Origin of the sequence: Aeromonas sp. sif0611, from assembly GCF_019218845.1 — a bacterium.
GTDB lineage: Bacteria > Pseudomonadota > Gammaproteobacteria > Enterobacterales > Aeromonadaceae > Aeromonas > Aeromonas media.
This window is the reverse complement of record NZ_JAHUWU010000002.1, coordinates 388,393-406,810: the sequence shown is the minus strand read 5'-3', so window position 1 is coordinate 406,810 and position 18,418 is coordinate 388,393. Positions and strand designations below refer to the sequence as shown.

General features: G+C 57.8%; 15 protein-coding genes. 6 read left to right on the top strand and 9 right to left on the bottom strand.

Annotated features, from left to right (window positions below):
* Positions 1–13: 13 nt before the first annotated feature.
* The 3 genes from KW824_RS06740 to KW824_RS06730 all read right to left on the bottom strand — a co-directional run bounded on the left by KW824_RS06740 (position 14) and on the right by KW824_RS06730 (position 2,996).
* Positions 14–1,753, bottom strand: a complete 1,740-nt coding sequence (locus KW824_RS06740) for an AAA family ATPase (RefSeq protein WP_218409346.1) — start codon at positions 1,751–1,753, stop codon at positions 14–16.
* Between the two features lie 357 nt (positions 1,754–2,110).
* Positions 2,111–2,365, bottom strand: a complete 255-nt coding sequence (locus KW824_RS06735) for a hypothetical protein (RefSeq protein ID WP_218409345.1) — start codon at positions 2,363–2,365, stop codon at positions 2,111–2,113.
* Positions 2,366–2,570: 205 nt separating this feature from the next.
* Positions 2,571–2,996: a CopD family protein gene (locus KW824_RS06730; RefSeq protein WP_249366241.1), complete on the bottom strand. Its 426-nt coding sequence runs from the start codon at positions 2,994–2,996 to the stop codon at positions 2,571–2,573.
* 609 nt (positions 2,997–3,605) lie between these two features.
* On the opposite strand from KW824_RS06730, the gene KW824_RS06725 reads away from it, so the two are divergent.
* Both KW824_RS06725 and KW824_RS06720 read left to right on the top strand, forming a co-directional pair.
* Positions 3,606–3,773 carry a hypothetical protein gene (locus KW824_RS06725; RefSeq protein ID WP_218409344.1) on the top strand — a complete coding sequence of 56 codons (168 nt, stop codon included), beginning with the start codon at positions 3,606–3,608 and terminating at the stop codon, positions 3,771–3,773.
* A 255-nt stretch (positions 3,774–4,028) separates the two neighbouring features.
* Positions 4,029–6,353, top strand: coding sequence for an Ig-like domain-containing protein (locus KW824_RS06720; protein WP_218409343.1), 2,325 nt, complete (start codon positions 4,029–4,031; stop codon positions 6,351–6,353).
* A gap of 196 nt (positions 6,354–6,549) precedes the next feature.
* Here KW824_RS06720 and KW824_RS06715 read toward each other — a convergent pair whose 3' ends face one another.
* Positions 6,550–8,436 (bottom strand): PTS fructose transporter subunit EIIC, encoded by a 1,887-nt coding sequence (locus KW824_RS06715; protein WP_218409342.1) that lies wholly within the window; start codon positions 8,434–8,436, stop codon positions 6,550–6,552.
* A gap of 673 nt (positions 8,437–9,109) precedes the next feature.
* Between KW824_RS06715 and KW824_RS06710 the strand changes: the two genes are divergently transcribed.
* On the top strand, positions 9,110–9,259 hold the full coding sequence (locus KW824_RS06710; protein ID WP_005328920.1) for a hypothetical protein: 150 nt from the start codon (positions 9,110–9,112) through the stop codon (positions 9,257–9,259).
* 139 nt (positions 9,260–9,398) lie between these two features.
* Here the strand turns inward: KW824_RS06710 and KW824_RS06705 are convergent, their stop codons facing one another.
* Together KW824_RS06705 and manA are read right to left on the bottom strand one after the other, a co-directional pair.
* A complete protein-coding gene (locus KW824_RS06705; protein WP_005328921.1) occupies positions 9,399–9,947 on the bottom strand; it encodes a YgjV family protein in 549 nt (182 codons plus the stop codon).
* A 188-nt stretch (positions 9,948–10,135) separates the two neighbouring features.
* Positions 10,136–11,335, bottom strand: coding sequence for a mannose-6-phosphate isomerase, class I (gene manA, locus KW824_RS06700; protein ID WP_218409341.1), 1,200 nt, complete (start codon positions 11,333–11,335; stop codon positions 10,136–10,138).
* 129 nt (positions 11,336–11,464) lie between these two features.
* Between manA and KW824_RS06695 the strand changes: the two genes are divergently transcribed.
* Both KW824_RS06695 and icd read left to right on the top strand, forming a co-directional pair.
* Complete coding sequence (locus KW824_RS06695) at positions 11,465–12,340, top strand: AraC family transcriptional regulator (protein WP_171268764.1); 876 nt, start codon at positions 11,465–11,467, stop codon at positions 12,338–12,340.
* 197 nt (positions 12,341–12,537) lie between these two features.
* Complete coding sequence (gene icd / locus KW824_RS06690; protein ID WP_218409340.1) at positions 12,538–13,791, top strand: NADP-dependent isocitrate dehydrogenase; 1,254 nt, start codon at positions 12,538–12,540, stop codon at positions 13,789–13,791.
* A 94-nt stretch (positions 13,792–13,885) separates the two neighbouring features.
* Here the strand turns inward: icd and KW824_RS06685 are convergent, their stop codons facing one another.
* The 3 genes from KW824_RS06685 to dsdX form a co-directional block, all read right to left on the bottom strand.
* The gene (locus KW824_RS06685; protein WP_005328937.1) at positions 13,886–14,062 is read right to left on the bottom strand and encodes a hypothetical protein; all 177 of its coding nucleotides are present in this window, start codon (positions 14,060–14,062) and stop codon (positions 13,886–13,888) included.
* Positions 14,063–14,392: 330 nt separating this feature from the next.
* Entirely contained in the window at positions 14,393–15,724 is a 1,332-nt protein-coding gene (locus tag KW824_RS06680) for a D-serine ammonia-lyase (RefSeq protein ID WP_043132494.1), read from the bottom strand.
* Between the two features lie 17 nt (positions 15,725–15,741).
* A complete protein-coding gene (gene dsdX / locus KW824_RS06675; protein WP_218409339.1) occupies positions 15,742–17,079 on the bottom strand; it encodes a D-serine transporter DsdX in 1,338 nt (445 codons plus the stop codon).
* A 230-nt stretch (positions 17,080–17,309) separates the two neighbouring features.
* Between dsdX and dsdC the strand changes: the two genes are divergently transcribed.
* On the top strand, positions 17,310–18,254 hold the full coding sequence (gene dsdC, locus KW824_RS06670) for a DNA-binding transcriptional regulator DsdC (protein WP_218409338.1): 945 nt from the start codon (positions 17,310–17,312) through the stop codon (positions 18,252–18,254).
* The last annotated feature ends 164 nt before the right edge of the window (positions 18,255–18,418 follow it).

The following is an 18,418-nucleotide window of genomic DNA, read 5'->3' as shown; positions in this document are numbered from 1 at the left end:
ATGTTGATCATTTTTATGACTCCTTCAAGACTTTTCTGAGGAAATCATCACCTATTATATCAATCATTTTTGACAAGAGCGGGTCTGATTTTTTGTTCTTGATGCTACTTGATATGGCTTTTATCTTTCGATAGGAAAATTCGCCTACCGTTTTATTTACAGTAAATCCTTCGCTGTAGAGGGCGTACAGGTTTGCACCAAAAAAACTCTTCTCTGCATCAATGTCATATCCAAAGAAATTTGTGGACTCTTTGGGTAGATCACTTAATATTAGGGGTGAATGAGACGTTACAATTAGTTTTGTTTTTGATTTGTGTTGTTTTATTTTTTCGATAAACTCTATTAGGTTGCTAACATAGTGTCGCTGTAATTCAGGGTGTAAAAAAACCTCTCCTTCATCAATAAATACATTAATATTTTGTGCGTTTTTTGGTATAAATTCATATAGCCTAGAGTACATGGTCAGTGCTGAATACTGTCCTGAGCTGATGCCATTCCATTTTATATCAATACCAGATAAAGCACTTCTTAGATTAGATATTAACTCAGTAATTCCAATGAATTCATTGTAACTACTAACACCAAATGTAAAACGATCATTATTACCATGAAACGGAATATTCCATTGCCTGACAAAATGATCAAAAGAGTATGCGTCATAACGCTTATCTATAAAGAATGAAATTTCTTTTTCTAGCCTCTTTGGTATACCTGGTATCAACAAGTTTGATAAATGCAGGTTGATTTGTTCATACCATACATCATTATTTAAGCTTTTAGCTAGTTGCGTAAGAATTGAAACAATATCATCCCTGTATTTTAAGGAGTATAAGTCCTTGTTTGAACTCTTAGAGTTTAATTCCTTCAATATAATTGAAGCCACTTTTTTTAAAGTGGAGTCGAGTAGACTGACATATATCAATGCACTAATTGGATTTTTCTGCAAAGAATTATTTTTATTTGGGAAGTTATATTTTATGAAATTTACCAGTAGTGATATAAAATCATCATTTTTAGTCTGGTAATAATTCTCCGGGGTGTCATAAATAAATGGCAAATCATTCGTGATACGAAATCTGATGTTGTAATCTTCTTTGAAAATATGCGAGATGCTTTGAACTGTGGCTATTACCCCCTCTAATCTTTTTGATAGTTCAGATGTTAAGTTAACACTACCAAGCATAGGTACGTCATGTACTTTAAGAAAACTCAAGTTTACATTCTTAAATAGTTCAAACTGAGATTTAACATCTTTATGTTTTTGTAAGTATGCTCGACTAAGCAAGTGCGTATTAGAGCAGTTAATTATATTTATATTAGTAAATGTTGGTTTGACTGCTAACGGTTCTAGTGCATGCGAAAAATAAACTGCAGAGAAATTCTCTACTTCAAGATCGCTCTTGAATATTCTTACTGGTTCAGCGTTTTCACTGAAAACTTTGACATTCCCAAGCCCCTCTGAAATATAAAAAATCTCTCCGAATTCTTCAAAAATGGCAATGAACGAAGCGCTTTCAGGAAGGCTGTCTTCATATAGACTAAGAATGAATTCAATAGTAGTGCTTTTCCCTGAACCATTAGTTCCAAAAAAAGACACAATATCTATGTTTTCAGAAAAGAAGTTATCCGGTATTGAGCTTTTAGATACAAAGAATGAGAGATTTTTATTTTTAACATTGAATTGACTAGATAGAGATATTTCTTTGTTTTTTATTACTTTGTAGTTATCAATAAAAAGATATATCAATTCCATGCAGAAAGCCTCAGTTTAAAATTTTTGGTTACATATTTGCACAGGAATAAATGAAATCAGCTCGTGTATTGTACTTTGTTGCACTTTACAAACACTACGCTACCGCCCGTGGATTACAGCCTCCAGCCTGCTGCGGTTATCCGGCGATGTGGTGGATGGCGAAACGGCTGCACAGGGTGATCTCTGCAAGAGTGGTTGCCAAGTGGAGCATACTAATCGAGAGAGGGGCAGGGTAAAACCGCAGTCGGGCAAAAACCTGCCAAAGATCAATTAATTGCTCATTAAGTGGCTGCTATCTGTCCGTTTGGTACGGCGACAGCAGGCAGAGCTCCATCTCTTGCCGGGTACTACCGCCACTCAATACTCCAGAAACTTCTCCCCGCAGCGTTCGCAGATAAGATGTCGCACATTAGGGTCCAGGTAGGCGAGCTTGTCTCCAAATACGGTGTTGGTGAGCAGGCTGGCGCGAAAGGCTTGCCAGAAGACCTTGGACTCGTCTTTGGGCATCACGTCCTGGCTGTGGTCGCGAGGGACCAGCACCACGATATGGCGGGTGCGCTCACCGCAGCGGTCGCAACGATGGATTTCGCACGGTTCGCTCAAGGTTGTCATACTGGCGTCGCTCTCGAGGTGGGGGGGCGCCCATCATAATCTTTTCCACTTGGCTCTCAACTCCCCGTTCAGGGGCTGTGTCACGGCCTAACCGGCTTGGACGGCGTCGGGTTCAACGATTCGGCCCACCCGGCAGTATTGGGGGAGTTAAAGCCGGGATGCTATGCCGGGGAGCGGGTATTTCAGTCCTGCTCATTCCCAAGCATCAATAGAACCACCCGGTTCTGAACGACACGCCGGTGATGACAAACAGGATGGAGATAATCGTCACCGGGATGATATGCCAGGCCATGGTGGTGAGGTTTTTCTCGGACAGATGGGGAATGACTCTAAACCGTGCACTCATGGCGAAGCAGAGCGTCAAGGTCAGCAGCGACAGTTTCAACAGGATCGGGTGAGCGATGGGATTGGAAAAGTCCAGCCACTGGCTGACATCCGGCAGCATTCGATAGGCCAGAAACAGGCCCGTTATCACCTGGATGATCAGCGCTGGCATGCCGATCTTTTCGTAAACCGACTCAAACTCCAGCAACCTGGCGGGTGAGCGTTCTCTCAATACCTTTGGCAGTACGACCACCGACAGCACTATGTGTCCCCCCGTCCAGATGGTGGCCGCCAGTATATGTAACAACAGTGCCAATCCGTACATCGTCTACCTCAGCTATCTAGTGCCAATAAATCGAGCCATTGATACCGAACATATGGTGACCCTGCGGCACTCTTCGAGCCGTGGCGCCCCCCATGGACATTCCCTCGCCATGGCTGGCGATGAGGTAAACATGTTAACCAATGACATGATTTTGCAAAACGCCATACTGGCTAAATCCTGTTCAAGATCAATAAATTCCCCGAGACAAGGGCCCTAGGTTGCGAGGGGCGTGGACGGTGTCTGCACCGGGGTACCTTATCGATGGCAAGTGCAATCCTCTTTGTGACAAGGGGCAGGGGGCTGGCGGGACCGCAGAGGGCGCAGCGCGCCAAGCCGATCGTGCCGGGCGGCTGCCTTGGCGACAGTATGCCCCTGCTGGCCAATACCCGGGCGGCGTTCTCCTCACACGGTCTCTCGTCGGGGTTGGGCTCCTCCTGCGGGATCAGGGCCTGCAACAGTAGCTTGTTCTGACGCTGTCGAGCCTCCCGTGCCTCGATATCGTTCACCTTGCTGAGCAGGCTCCTGGATTCGTAGAAACGGATGGCTGATGTCGCCATCTCTGTCTGGCCCTGTGTTCTCATGGGATGGCAGATGTCACTTATTCACACGTCCGATGAGGTCAGTGGCTTCGTCTGTCTGGAACCCCAGAGTCACGCAGCCAATGCCCACCACCTGGCCGGTCACCCCGGCTTGCGCCTGCTCGGCCGAGGGGATCGCATGAGCCTTGGTATGACACTCAGCCTGCGCCCGGCGCCATGAGTCCTGATTGGCAATGACAGGGGCCCGAAAGGGCCTCATTCATTGGCGTGCACCGGGGGCGGCGATGGACCAGGGGCGGATTGCCTGGTTTCATCGCGGTTTTCTTAACCCAGCCTGTCTTCGCCGTGGCTTTCGGTGGACGGCAAAATGCCCCGTTGCTCTACTCCCCGCCAGGTTCAAACAGCCGCAGCGACAGGCGGCCCCGGCTCACTCTGGGCGAGTCGGACAAGGGAATGGTTTAGGGAGAAATGGGTAATGGCATTGGGCAAGTTTTTGATAGCAGGATTGGCAGCCCTGGCGCTGTTGGGGTGTGGCGGCGATGACGATGAGGGTTCAACGGGGGAGGGTCCCTCCCTCGCCTCGCTGCAGATAAGTCCCAAGGAGGCCAGGGTTCCCGTCGGCGTCGAGCAGCAGTTCCAGGCGCAGGCGACCTGGGATGATGGTGCGGTGCAGGACGTGACCCGTCATCCCGACATCGTCTGGACCAGCAGCGACACCGCCGTGGTCACCGTGGATGAGCAAGGCCTCGCCACCGGGGTTGGCCCGGGCACGGCCACCATTACCACGACGGGCACCGTCAATGGTGAATCTCACAGCGCCACCGCCAGGGTGGAGGTGATCGATGCCTATGTGACCGAGCTGCAACTGACCCCGACCATGGCCAGAGTACCGGTGGGATTGAGTCAGACCTTCGTGGCCATCGCCACCTTCTCCGACGGCCAGTCGCGAGACGTGACCAACGCAGCAGGCCTGCAGTGGCGCAGCAGTGACGAGGGCAGCGCCCTGGTCAGCAACGACGCCGGCAAGAAGGGCGTCGCCACCGGGGTAGCAGTCGGGGAGCCCAGCATTGAGGCCAGTGGCACCCTCAACGACGCGTCCTTCCAGGCTTCTGTCCCGCTGGCGGTGACGGATGCCGTGATCACCGGGCTGGATATCCATACGCCGGAGGATCCGTTACCCATGGGATTGAGCGCGCAGGTGCACGCATTTGCCGCCCTGTCCGATGGCAGTGACCCCATCGAGGTGACCGGACATGACGCCTTGACCTGGAGCAGCAGCGATCCGGCGGTGGCGAGCATCAGCGAGACCGGGCTGGTCACCGGGCTGACACCGGGGAGTGTCACCATAGGAGTGAGCGGCATGGTGAACGGAGTTTCTCTCGAGGCGACCGAGTCGCTCAGGGTGAGCTCGGCCGCCGTCATCGGGATCGAGGTGCAATTGATGGGGGGTGACATTGCGGTTGGTTTGCAAACACAGGTTGCCGCCACGGCCTATCTCACCGATGGGACCTCCTTCGATGTCACCGACAACCCCCTCATTCAGTGGCAAAGCAACCAACCCGGGATTGCGAGCGTCAGCAACCAGGCGGGGAGCAAGGGGCTAGTGACCGGCCTGGCAGTGGGAACTGCCACCATCATGGCGAGCGGCACGCTCGACGGTGCAGCCTTCACCGACTCGGCCCCGGTGACGGTATCATCCGCCGTGGTGACCAGCCTGGACGTGACGCCACCGGATGCCTCCGTGATGGTGGGGGACAAGGTGCAGTATCAGGCCATGGCCACCCTCTCCGATGGCAGCAACCAGGATGTGACGGACGACGAGGCCACCCTCTGGTCCTCCGATGCGTCTGCCGTCGCGCCCATCAGCAATGCCTCTGGCAGCCGGGGGGAGGCGATCGGTCTGAACGAGGGGATGGCGCTCATTACCGCCAATCTGGGCGGTGTCACCAGCACGTCGGCGCAGCTCACCGTGATGCCGATGGCCCCTGAGGCCCCCATCGTCATCGAACCGCGGCAAAACCAGATAGCCTCGTTGCAACTGAGCCCGGAGGCGTTCGCATTCTGGAATGCGACCTCCATCAACTCCCCCGAGGGGCAGGCGGCGCTGAAAGATCTGACCGGGCTGGTCTATGGCCAGTTTCAGGATCAGTTCGACTTTATCACCGTGCTGATGAACAACGAGGCAAAGCCCCTGGGTATGCCCACCGGCGAGTTCACCCACATCAAGAACGACGTCGCTGGTATCGGGCTCTCTATGTTTGATAACACGGCGGTGTTTCACTCGGACGGCAAGCTGCAGGGCATTTCCTTCTTGTACAAGAAGCAGTATCTGTCGACCTCCACCTACGGGCCCATCCTGCATGAGATGACCCATCGCTGGGCAAACTGGGTGGTGCCGACCAGCTATCCTGGCCACTGGGGAAACGAGCTTGGGATCAAGGGGCAGTTGAACGATGTGAGCGCGAATTACGCCGACATCGAGCTCTACCTGATGGGGTTGATGGACGCCTCCGAGATGACGGATCCCGCCAGTCTCGATGCCTCTGCCCTGATCCCGGCCGACCAGAAACCCAGGGTGCCGAGCGCGGCCACTTCGCAGAAGACGTTCCGTGTTCTGCTGCTGATCCTGTCGGATCGGCCGCTCACCGCCACCGAGATCCAGAACTACAACAACGGGGCCACCCTGCTGGCCAGGACAGACAACCCATCCCAGCAAGGCACCAACTTCCACAAGATGACCCGAGGCAGAGGCACCCTGGTGGTGAGCGGACTCGATACCCTGGTCAAGCCGACCCCCTGATCCTGCGGCGCACAGACCAGACAAGCCAGCCTGGCTGGGCAGTCACCACGACCTATCCGGCGCCCACCATTGGCGCCGGATTGCTTATGGGGATGGCAAGGCGTGGTGCAGGGGCGGTGAGCTCGCAACCGCCTCTCCTGCCACGGCAAAAGGGGCCTCGGGGCCCCTTATGTTCAGCACGGCTAATTCAGCCTCGTCAGGCTACCTTGCTGCTGCCTGCCAGGGTGCGGGCCAGCAATCCATCTGGATTGTGGATAGCATCCTTCGTTTTGACATCGATGATGTCGATATTGGCGAAGCGATCCCGGTGCTTGATGGCCACGTCATGGGCCAGGATGACGCAGCGGGCGTTGGCCACGTCCTTTGCCGTGATGCGGTTGATGATGCCGTTGGCGCCCTGGGTCTCCACTTTCAGCTTGATCCCCGCCTTGGCGGCCGCCTTCTGCAGGCTCTTGGCGGCGAGGAAGGTATGGGCGACGCCGGAGGGGCAGGCGGTGATAGCGAGTACGTCTGCTTCCCCTTCTACTTCGATGGCCTCATAGCCGCCATCCGGGGTGGCGATCTCTTCCTCGTCGGTCACCGGTTTTTTCAGCAGGTTGACGATAAGGGCCGTGGTCAGGGCACCGAGGATGGTGCCGAGGATATAGCCCATCTTGCCTTCCACCACCGGCAGTACTATCCAGCCGCCCCAAGGGGCGTGGTTGATGCTGTGCATCATGAAGCCGGTGACGTTGCCGACGATGCCGCCCGCGACGATGGCCGGGATGACGCGCACCGGATCGGCGGCGGCAAAGGGAATGGCCCCCTCACTGATACCGATCATGCCCATGATGGCGGCCGCCTTGCCCGCTTCACGCTCCTCCTTCTTGTAGCGCTTGGGCGAGAGCAGGGTGGCCAGCGCCATGCCCAGCGGTGGCACGCAGATGGCGATGCCGACCCCCCCCATCAGCCAGGGCTGGGTGTTGACCTGGGTCTGGGCGAACAGGGTGGCGACCTTGTTGATGGGGCCGCCCATGTCAAAGGCGGTCATGCCGCCGAGGATGGCGCCCAGCATCACCTTGCCGGAGCCCGCCATGCTGGAGAGCCAGTGGTTCATCCCTTCCATCATGGCGGCGATGGGCGCCCCGATGACCCACATGACGATGCCGCACACCAGGAAGGTACCGATCAGCGGGTAGATGAAGATGGAGCCGAGCGAACTCATGGAGTCCGGCAACTTGATGCGTTTGAGCTGATTGACGATGAGGCCGGCGATGAAGCCCACCAGGATGGCGCCGAGAAAACCGGTGTGGAACTGCTGCACCGCAATCCAGGAGCCGATCATGCCGGGGGCCAAGCCAGGCTTGTCCGCCATGGAGTAGGCGATATAGCCACCGAGCACGGCGGTAAACAGGGTCAGCCCCGCGATCCCCATGTCGGCCATGTCCTTGAGTACCCCGGCCTCGGGTACGGCACCCTTGCCGCTCATCATCACCGAGAGCGACAGCAAGACGCCCCCCGCGACGATGAAGGGGATCATGTGGGAGGTGCCGAACAGCAGGTGCTGCTTGAGGGTATTGAGCTGGCCCTTGAGGCTGCGATCGACCGGCTCTGACGGCTGGGGTTGAACTTTTGTCTGTGGTCGGAGGCTGGCCGGAGGCGCCGCCGCCAGCAGCTTGAGCACCTCTGCCTTGCTGGTGGCCGCCTGCATTCCGGCAATGAAGCCGGGCTCCAGCAGCTTGGTGGAGAGCTCGGCCAGCACCTCGATATGGTGGTTGGCGCCCCCTGCCGGGGAGGCAATCATGAAGAACAGCCTGGAGGGCAAGCCATCTTCGGCGCCGTAGTCGATGCCCTGGCGGCTGATGCCGATGACGATGGCGGGCTGCAGCACCGCCTCGCTCTTGGCGTGGGGCAGGGCAACCCCCTGTTCAAACCCTGTGTTGTCGAGGTTTTCTCGCGCCCAGAGGTCGCGCACGAATTGATCCTGATTGGCTATCTTGCCGCTGGCCTTGAGCCGGGCAGCCAGCTCCACAAAGAGCCCCTGTTTGTCATTGGCCGCTATGTCGAGGCAGATCAGTCCTTCGTCTATCAAGGAGGTGAGCATAGGTGTCTCCTGGCTCCTTCTCGGAGCCGTTGTGATGAGTAACAAGTGACCCGCCTATTGTTTCGCCCTTGCCCCCGGGTCGAAATCGGACATATGTGCCCTTTACTGGATTTTTGTGTCACCCACCTCATCCTGTGACCCCGTTCGCATTTTGATGTCGTCTTTTCAGAATGGAGGATTATTTTTTATTTCGTTTTAAAACAAATGGTTGATTTCTTTTTTGACTATATTGTCAGAAGGTGGCAGCGACATGCCGACCCCAAGTCAGGCGAGAGGATTGGAGATTTGTGCGCCATGGCTGCGTCCTGAAATGTGAGCCATCCTGCAAAAGTGAGGCCCGGGAGCGGTTGTGCATCGGCAAGGCGGGGTTGGGCGGAGCGCGTGAAAAAATATGTGCATAACCAGATGTCCTCGAAAAGGGCGGCGGAAAGGTCGAGTGATTTCAATTCAAGTGATTGATAATTAAGTAAAATACATGTTTTGTTGCGCCTTTTCTGGAGAGTTGAACATGGTCTCACAAGAGGCTTTTTGCTGTTTTATAGATTGGCTTTTGCATAATAAATCGTTTATTTAGTTGGACAATCGGGGAATAATTGGTGTCCAATCGAATAGAGCAGGTTGGCCAACAGCGCCGTCAGCCAGTGTGTAACCCGAGATACAAGGAGACATCCTGATGGAAAAACTTGACCAAGAAATCGACACCATGCGCCAGGAATTCGAGTCACAAGGGCAAAAACAGGCCCATGACAAATGGCAAGCCAGGGTCGATGAACTGCAGCGGGAACGCTCGGAAGCTCCCCAGCCGGAAGCGGCAGAACACTAGCCCCCGACGGCCGTGATGGCCATCGGTTGAGCAGATAATGAAAAACCACCGCCCTGACTCAGGGCGGTGGTTTTTTTCAAGGCCGCTATCGGCCTTCCTCATTCCTTGACTGCGGCCAACGACACCTGATGGCAAGGGATCAGGCAGGGCTCGACTGCGGTTGTCGCCACATGCGGTACATGGTGTGGCAGTTGACGAACAGGAAGCTCAGCTCAATCAGGCTGCCGCCGATGGAGCCGATCAAGATGTTGTGGCTGGTCCAGCAAAGGCCACCCGCCAGCATGCTGAGTCGCAGCGTGATGCCCTGGGCCCGAAACAGTCCCCAGGTGCCGATGGTGGTACCTATGATGGGCAGCCACTGTACCGCGCTGGTGATCCCGGGAATGCCGAGCCCCCAGACCAGAAGCAGGAACAACAGCATCACCCAGGGGCTGCGGGTGTACCCAGAGGCGGTGGTGCGAATGCAACTGAGGCCTGCACTGAGGGCCGCGGTGCCGGCCCCCATCAGGAAGAAGTGGAGGGCGATGGCCGCCTGATAGAGGCAGAGCCGCAACCGAAAGCGCCCGTCATCCCGTTGCCGGAAGGCGCTGATCCCGACCAGCATGGCGGCGAGGCCGATGCCCTGTGCCAGGGGTTGTTGCTGGAACAGCGTCCAGAGCGGCATCAGTCCGCCGAGATCCAGGCTCACAGGCCACCCCCGCGCAGGAACCGTGTTCGCACCCAGCGTTCATTGCGCGGGCTAAGAATTGGCTGCACCTTGGGAAGCTGGGCGGTGAGCGGGACTGATGGGGTCAAGGGATCATGCATGGGGAAGCCTTCGAAGCGAGGGCCATCAGAAGATGGCCCTCGTCTATTCACGATGTTGCTGATGATGTCTTAGCAGCGGTTGCCAGCACGGGCGACCCGGCCCTCGGCCAGCAGCTGGTAGCTGCCGGTGGCGGCGGGGATGAAGGCGGATTGCCCTTTCTCCAGGCGCAGTGACTGCTTACCTTGCTGAAGGATGACAGTGCCATCGATGGCAAACAGGATCTCGGCGCTGGCGGTGGTGAGTGCATGCTCACCGACCGGGTAGACGCTGAAGGTGAAGTCCGGTACGGGGACGTCGTAGTGCTGCACGGCGCCTTCCATGCGGGGGCTGAGCAGGATCTGGTCGTCCGGCTTGGGCAGGCAGCGGGTGCAGTCCAGCAGCTCGGCCACGTCTATGTACTTGGGGGTCAGCCCGGCGCGCAGCACGTTGTCGGAGTTGGCCATGATCTCAAGCCCGGTGCCGCGCACATAGGCGTGCGGGGTGCAGGCATCCAGATACATGGCCTGACCGGGCTGCAGGGTCACCACGTTGAGCAGCAGTGGCGAGAAGAGGCCCACATCCCCCGGATACTGGGCGGCCAGACTGGTGACGAGGGCAAAGGTCTCCTCGTCCTGATGGGCGGCGGCATAGGCCAGCAGACCCGCCAGGGCCTCTTCCTTGCGTGGCCCGGTCAGGATCAGCAACTGGTGGAAGAAGTGCTGCAAGCCCGCTTCGTTCTGATTGGCGGCAAGGGCCGCGACCAGATCGGCGATGGTCGCCAGCTTGACCCGCTCGAACAGCGCCAGGATGGCGGGAATGGCGCGAAAGCCGTTCATCGCCTGATAGGGGGTGAGGGCAAACACCAGCTCCGGCTTGTGGTTGGGGTCCTTGTAGTTGCGATTGCTCGCCTTGATATCGATGCCGGCGGCCTCTTCCCTGGCAAAACCGGCTTCAGCCTGCGCCTTGCTTGGGTGCACCTGGATGGAGAGGGCCTTTTCGGCGCACAGCACCTTGAACAGGAAGGGCAGGCTGCCGAAGCGGGCCTGGGTGGCGTCCCCCAACACGGCGGCGGGGGCGCTGTTTATCAGGGTCGAGAGTTTCTGCACATCCCCCGCCAGCACCACCTCGGAGCAGCCGTTGGGGTGGGCCCCCATCCAGAGTTCCGCCTGGGGTTTGCCAGCTGGATTGGGGATGCCAAACAGGGTGGTCAGGGCGTCATGGCTGCCCCAGTCGTAACCTTGAATCGGATTTTGCATCAACAAAAAGGAGGGCAGATCTCGACTGCTCATAAGGGACGCCTCATTTGGTGTGAAGAAAGTGGTTTGAAGAAAAGGGTGGAATTGACGGTCCGGCCCGGACTATAACATGGGCGGCCTTTGCCGCCGCAATCGCTTGCCTCTCTCTTGATCGGGATCATCATGTCACTCATCTTCAGCCAGCTGCTCGACGGCGCTCTCCACGACCAGGTTCCCTTCGAGCAGATCTGGTTCGCCCAGGATCAGGGGGTGCCGCCCGGCTTCAGCTACCAGGTCAACTTCCCGCGCCTCGAGCTGGTGTTCAGCGGCGAATACCTCAACCAGATCTGGGACAGGGAGTCGGGTTGCCAGGAGGTCAGCGTGCTGCCGGGGCAGGCGCTCTACATCCCCCCCAACGGCTGGAACAAGCCGCTCTGGACCACCGACTGCTCGGTGCTGAGCCTGCTGTTTGGCAAGCGTCAGCTCGGTTTCAGCCTGGTGAGCAAACGGCGGGAAGACCCGGATTTCTTCGACGTGCAAAAGCACAGCATCATGGCCCGGGCCGGTCATGTGAACGAACACATACTGGCGGCGCTCAACGTGCTGGTGGAAGACCCGGGCCGCTCCCCCACCGACAACCACCTGTTGCAGGCGCTGCTCACCAGCGCCCGTCAACTGCTGGCGGAGTCCGCCTTCGAGCGGCCGCGAGGGGCTGAGCTGTTTCACGGCATCTGCATCTATATCCAGGAGAATTTTCACCGCCCCATCAGCCGTGATTCCATTGCCCACCGCTTCAACGTCTCGGCGAGCCACCTCTCCCACCTGTTTCGCGAGCAGGGGCACATGCGTCTGGCGGACTACATCAGCTGGGTACGCATCGATCGGGCCAAGTTCATGCTGAAAAAATACCGCTTCCGCCTCGAAGAGGTGGCGAGCCGCTGTGGTTATATGGATGTGAACTATTTCTGCCGGGTGTTCAAGCAGAAGACCGGGCTCACCCCCTCCCAGTACCGCGCCCTGAGCCAGCCCCAGGGGCAGAGCGAGAGCCTGACGCCATGACAAAGGCGGGCGCCATGCCTCGATGGCAATGGCAGGATCCTCATCCCAGGCGGGGAGAGGGTGGGCATTGTGATCCAGTACTCGACTATGGTCGGACATGCACGCCCGCCATTTGATTATGCAAATGGATGGGCTAAGATGGCCGCGCGCAACGATCAACGATCAGATTGATAACAAACGGAAGTTAGGAGATGCCGATGGAAAGCAAAGTAGTTATCCCGACCCAGGGTCAGAAAATCACCGTCGATGCCAGCGGCAAGCTGCAGGTTCCCCACAATCCCATCATTCCGTTTATCGAAGGGGATGGTATCGGTGTGGACGTGACCCCGGCCATGCTGAACGTGGTGAACGCTGCGGTCGAGAAAGCCTACAAGGGCGAGCGCAAGATCGCCTGGATGGAGATTTATACCGGCGAGAAATCGACTCATGTCTATGGCGAAGGTGCCTGGCTGCCGGCCGAAACCCTGGATTTCATTCGTGAATACTGCGTGGCCATCAAGGGCCCGCTGACCACCCCGGTCGGTGGCGGTATTCGCTCCCTCAACGTGGCCCTGCGTCAGGAGCTGGATCTCTACATCTGCCTGCGTCCGGTTCGTTACTACGAAGGGACCCCGAGCCCGGTCAAGCACCCCGAGCTGACCGACATGGTGATCTTCCGCGAGAACGCCGAAGACATCTACGCCGGCATCGAGTGGAAGGCGGACAGCGATGAAGCCAAGAAGGTGATCGCCTTCCTGCAAAACGAGATGGGCGTGAAGAAGATCCGCTTCCCCGAGTCCTGCGGCATCGGCATCAAGCCCATGTCCAAGGCCGGTACCGAGCGTCTGGTCCGTGCCGCCATCGAGTACGCCATCGACAACGATCGCGACTCCGTGACCCTGGTGCACAAGGGCAACATCATGAAGTTCACCGAAGGTGCCTTCAAGGATTGGGGCTATGCCCTGGCCCAGAAAGAGTACGATGCCCAGCTCATTGACGGCGGCCCCTGGTGCTCCTTCAAGAACCCGAAGACCGGCAAGACCATCGTCGTCAAGGACGTCATCGCCGATGCCTTCCTGCAGCAGATCCTGCTGCGTCCGGCCGAGTATGACGTCATCGCCTGCATGAACTTGAACGGTGACTACATCTCCGACGCCCTGGCCGCTCAGGTCGGTGGTATCGGCATCGCCCCGGGCGCCAACATCGGCGACGGCGTGGCCCTGTTCGAGGCGACCCACGGCACCGCGCCCAAGTACGCCGGTCAGGACAAGGTCAACCCGGGTTCGCTGATCCTCTCCGCCGAGATGATGCTGCGCCATATGGGCTGGGTCGAAGCGGCCGATCTCATCGTCAAGGGCATGGAGGCAGCCATCGCCAACAAGACCGTGACTTATGACTTCGAGCGTCTGATGGAAGGTGCCACCCTGCGCTCCTGCTCCCAGTTCGCCCAGGACATGGTCGACCAGATGTAATCCGGTTCTCTTAATGAAAAAGATGCAAAACCGGCGCCCTGAGCGCCGGTTTTTTTATGGGTGACAGGCCGCTGGCCTGAGGGTGCACCTGTGTTCAGGTGGTCTTTTCCACGTGCTGTTGATAGAGCTGCTGCCACTTGCTGCTTTCGGCTTCATCGCCCTGCGTCTGCCAGAACTCGCAGATGGAGTTGGCGAGCTCGGACGCCATGGCGTGATCGCCATCGCGACGGCTCATCAGATATTGTCCAAGCCAGCTTTGATACTGTTTCATAGCCCGATCTCCTTATCTAAGGTGCCCCTGGTGTCGTGTCGCTCGCTGGCACAGGCCGCCAGCATTGACTCAACCGGGTCACTTGTGGTGCTGCGCCGCCGCTCGTTGTACCCACCGGACTAGGTGGTGATCTTGCAGGATCAAGGCGACAACGGGGCGCAGATGTCAAAAAACGGCCCCTATCGTATCACAAAATAACCAACTTGGGGGGATTGACGGCAGGAGGAGGAGTGAGGGGGACGGCAAAGCTTGGGCAAAGAGCATGCCATCTTGCTGATCCCAGAAGAGAAAAACCCGCCAGGGTGGCGGGTTTTTCAGTTGAAAAAAAGATCAGAGGTGGGCAGTGGCGAGGTATTTTTCCATCTCCTCGGCGGGCACCATGCCACCGCCGGTGGCCCAGACCAGGTGGGTGGCCTGCATCATGCGTCGGGCATCCAGACCGTGCGATGTCTGCCACTCGCCATCGGCACTGACCCGCCAGGGGCCCGGCATGCCTGCCAGGGCGGAGGGCTCGAGCTTGATCTGCTCATCCCGCGCCAGCAGCCCCAGCAGGTCATACATCTCCTGATCGCTCAAGGTGTAGAAGCCCGACAGCAGCCGCTCCATGGCGCGGCCGACGAAACCGGAGGCGCGCCCCACCGCGAGACCGTCGGCGGCGGTGAGGTTGTCGATCCCCAGATCCTGCACCGCAATGGCATCGTGCAAGCCGGTATGGACCCCGAGCAGCATGCAGGGGGAGTGGGTCGGTTCTGCGAAGAAGCAGTGGACGTTGTCCCCGAACGCGAGTTTGAGGCCAAAGGCCACGCCGCCCGGGCCGCCACCGACGCCGCAGGGCAGGTAGACGAACAGCGGGTGCTCGGCATCCACCTTGATGCCCATCTCGTCGAACTGCTTCTTCACCCGCTCGCCCGCCACCGAGTAGCCGAGGAACAGGGTGCGGGAGTTCTCGTCGTCGATAAAGAAGCAGTTGGGATCGCGTTCGGCCTCCTTGCGACCCTGCTCCACCGCTACCCCGTAATCTTCGGCATATTCCACCACGATGACGCCATGTTCGCGCAACTTGCGCTTCTTCCACTCCCGCGCATCGGCAGACATGTGGACGGTGACGGTGAAGCCGAGCTTGGCGCTCATGATGCCGATAGACATGCCGAGGTTGCCGGTCGAGCCCACCGCAATGCTGTACTGGCCGAAGAACTGGCGGAACTCGTCCGTGAACAGCTTGCGATAGTCGTCCTCTTCGCAGAGCAACCCGGCCTTGATGGCCAGCCGTTCGGCGTGGGTCAGCACCTCGTAGATGCCGCCACGGGCCTTGATGGAGCCGGAGATGGGCAGGTGGCTGTCTTTTTTCAGCAGCAACTTGCCGGTTACCTCGATGCCGTAACGCGCATTGAGCGTTGCCTGCATGGCCGGGATGGCCGCTATCTCGGACTCCAGAATGCCCTTGCTGACGCGGGTCTCGGGGAAGGCGTCGCACATGTAGGGGGCGAAGCGGGCGAGGCGGGCGGAGGCATCCGCCACATCGTTGCCATCCAGGCCCACATAGGGCAGACCGACCGCCAGCGTGGTGGCCTTGGGGTTGAACCAGGTCACGGGTTCGAGTGCGATCAGGGAGCGAACCAGCGGGAATTGGGTAATGAGTTGTTGGACGTCGATGTTTTTCATGGGATGTCTCGGTCTTGTTACACGATATAGGAGAGCAGGAAGGTACCGGCCAGCGCTATCAGGGAGGCGACAAAGGTGGCACTGGTGTAGTACTTGAGCGTTTCGTTCAGGGTGGCACCGCAATACTGTTTGACCAGCCAGAACAGGGAGTCTGTCACCATGGTGCAGCCGATGGCGCCTGAGCCGATGGCGAGCGTCATGATCTCGGGGCTTATCTCGGGGTAGTGCACCATGATGGGGGAGACGATGGCGGTGGCCCCCATCATGGCGACGGTGGCCGAGCCCACGGCGGCGTGCAATATGATGGCGACCAGCCAGGCCAGCAGTATGGGGTGCATGTCCAGCTGGGAGAGGATGGTCGCCAGGCTGTCCCCCAGGCCGCTGGCCTTGAGTACGCCGTTGAAGGCGCCACCCGCGCCGATGATCAGCAAGATGTTGGCAATGGAGGAGAAGCACTGCTCTGTCTGGTCCAGCAGCCCTTCCATCTTCATACGCTGACGGATCCCCAGCACGTAATAGGCGGTGAAGGCGGCGATGAACATGGCGGTGATGGGGTTGCCGATAAACTCCAGCACGGTATAGAGGTGGCTTGCGTGATCCATGTTGAGCTCGGCCACCGTCTTGGCCAGCATCAACAAGATGGGCAGCAGCACGGTGAAGAGGGAGGCACTCAAGGTAGGGAGGCTTGCCTCATCGCGGGCCTGGATGTCGGCAAAGGCGGCGGGTACCTCCTTGAATGGCACCCGTTTGCCCAGCATTTTGAGGAACAGCGGGCCGCCTACCAGGGAGGCAAAGAGTCCGACCGCGAGGCCATAGACGATGACGGATCCCACATCGGCACCCAGCTGGTTGGTGACATAGAGGGCGGCCGGGTGGGGCGGCACTATGCAGTGCACGGCCATCAGGGCGGTACAGAGCGGAATGGCCAGGGTCAGCAGCGAGGTTCTGGTCTTGCGGGCGATGGAGAAGGCCAGCGGAATGAGCAGCACCACTCCGACCTCGACAAACAGCGTGATGCCGCACACCAGACCGACCAGCACCATGATCACCTGGGGCGAAAGCCAGCGGCACTTCTGCAGGGCGAGGCCGATGCGCTCCGCTGCCCCCGACACCTCCATCATCTTGCCGAGTATGGTACCAAGGCCGATGACGGCGGCGAGAAAGCCCAGGGTGCCGCCTATGCCCTCTTCCATGGCATTGACCATCTTGACGGGGTTCATTCCCATCATGGTGCCCACATAGAAGCTCGCCAGCAGCAAGGCGAGGAAAGGATGTACCTTGCCCTTCACTATGGTGACGACAATCAGAATGATGCTAGTCAGCAAGGTACCGACGACCCACACTTCAGAATTCATACTGCGCCTCGACAAGGATGATTAGAGATAAATGATGGGCCTATTGAACGGGAAGGGCGACGAGCTGACAAATGATGAAAATGGCCTCTTGGATGAGCTGAGTTGATGCAAAGGTGCCACATTCATCACATTTAGCCGTATTTATGTGACTTGGGTTCGGTTACGTCATCTTAAATCGAGTCGTCCGGGATATCATGGCGACGATGTTGAGCCTGTGACGGGGAAGGCGGATGTATACCGAAGACAACTATGTATCGAGAAACAAGCTGCTCAGCGGCTATCAGCTCGCCAAGCTGCACACCTTCGAGGCGGCGGCCCGCCATTGCTCGTTTGCCCTGGCGGCGGATGAGCTGGCACTCAGCCCGAGTGCGGTTAGCCACAGGATCAGCGTCCTGGAAGAGGAGCTCGGCTTCAAGCTGTTCCAGCGCTTTCATCGCAAGGTGGTGCTGACGACGGAGGGGCAGCGGGTGTTCTGGGCGCTCAAGTCATCGCTTGAGTTCATCAACCAGGAGATCCTGGAGATCAAGAATCAGGAGCTGTCCGGTTCCCTGACCGTCTACTCCCGTCCCTCCATCGCCCAGTGCTGGCTGGTGCCGCGGCTCGCGGATTTTTCTCGCCTGCATCCCCAGATCGATCTCAACATCATGACAGGCAACGAGAACGTCAATCTGCACGGCTATGGCATCGATCTGACGATCTATTTCGATGACAAGGTGCCGGAGCGGCTCGCCATCCACCCGCTGATGGATGAATACATGGTGCCAGTGTGCAGCCCCGAATATGCCGAGCGGCACCAGTTGCTGAATAACCCGGATAATTTGAGCCACTGTCGCCTGTTGCACGACAGACAGGCCTGGGGATATGACTCCGACACCGACGAGTGGTGCAGCTGGGCTCGCCAGGCGGATGTCTCCCTTGATGGCTGCCAGTCGAGCATGGGCTTCGATCGTTCCGATCTCGCCATCATCGCCGCCATGAATCACGCCGGCGTGGCCATGGGCCGCAAGAACCTGGTGCGCCAGCGGCTGGAGCGCAACGAACTGGTGGAGCCTTTCCCGGGCAAGGCGGTTCGCTGCAATCAACGTTACTACATGGTCACGCTCCCCCATCGCCAATGCCCCAAGATCCAGGCATTCATCGAATGGATAAGCGCCCAGGCAAAGGAAATTGGCTGAGCCAGGGAGAAGAGGGCCCTTGATGCATGGCGCTGCACGGTTTGGCTATGGTGCTTTTTCATCCGACGCCCGGATGGTGCGGCCAATATTTGTACATGGAACACCGAGCTGTGTTGATGGCGAAATGGGGTGGGATATATACATGGCGGTGCTTGGATGGCACC

Bases quoted from the DNA above. Each gene is read 5' to 3' on its own strand.
- KW824_RS06740 (WP_218409346.1), bottom strand. From the start codon at position 1,753: ATGGAATTGATATATCTTTTTATTGATAACTACAAAGTAATAAAAAAC.
- KW824_RS06735 (WP_218409345.1), bottom strand. From the start codon at position 2,365: ATGACAACCTTGAGCGAACCGTGCGAAATCCATCGTTGCGACCGCTGC.
- KW824_RS06725 (WP_218409344.1), top strand. From the start codon at position 3,606: ATGTCACTTATTCACACGTCCGATGAGGTCAGTGGCTTCGTCTGTCTG.
- KW824_RS06720 (WP_218409343.1), top strand. From the start codon at position 4,029: ATGGCATTGGGCAAGTTTTTGATAGCAGGATTGGCAGCCCTGGCGCTG.
- KW824_RS06715 (WP_218409342.1), bottom strand. From the start codon at position 8,436: ATGCTCACCTCCTTGATAGACGAAGGACTGATCTGCCTCGACATAGCG.
- KW824_RS06710 (WP_005328920.1), top strand. From the start codon at position 9,110: ATGGAAAAACTTGACCAAGAAATCGACACCATGCGCCAGGAATTCGAG.
- manA (WP_218409341.1), bottom strand. From the start codon at position 11,335: ATGAGCAGTCGAGATCTGCCCTCCTTTTTGTTGATGCAAAATCCGATT.
- KW824_RS06695 (WP_171268764.1), top strand. From the start codon at position 11,465: ATGTCACTCATCTTCAGCCAGCTGCTCGACGGCGCTCTCCACGACCAG.
- icd (WP_218409340.1), top strand. From the start codon at position 12,538: ATGGAAAGCAAAGTAGTTATCCCGACCCAGGGTCAGAAAATCACCGTC.
- KW824_RS06685 (WP_005328937.1), bottom strand. From the start codon at position 14,062: ATGAAACAGTATCAAAGCTGGCTTGGACAATATCTGATGAGCCGTCGC.
- KW824_RS06680 (WP_043132494.1), bottom strand. From the start codon at position 15,724: ATGAAAAACATCGACGTCCAACAACTCATTACCCAATTCCCGCTGGTT.
- dsdX (WP_218409339.1), bottom strand. From the start codon at position 17,079: ATGAATTCTGAAGTGTGGGTCGTCGGTACCTTGCTGACTAGCATCATT.
- dsdC (WP_218409338.1), top strand. From the start codon at position 17,310: ATGTATACCGAAGACAACTATGTATCGAGAAACAAGCTGCTCAGCGGC.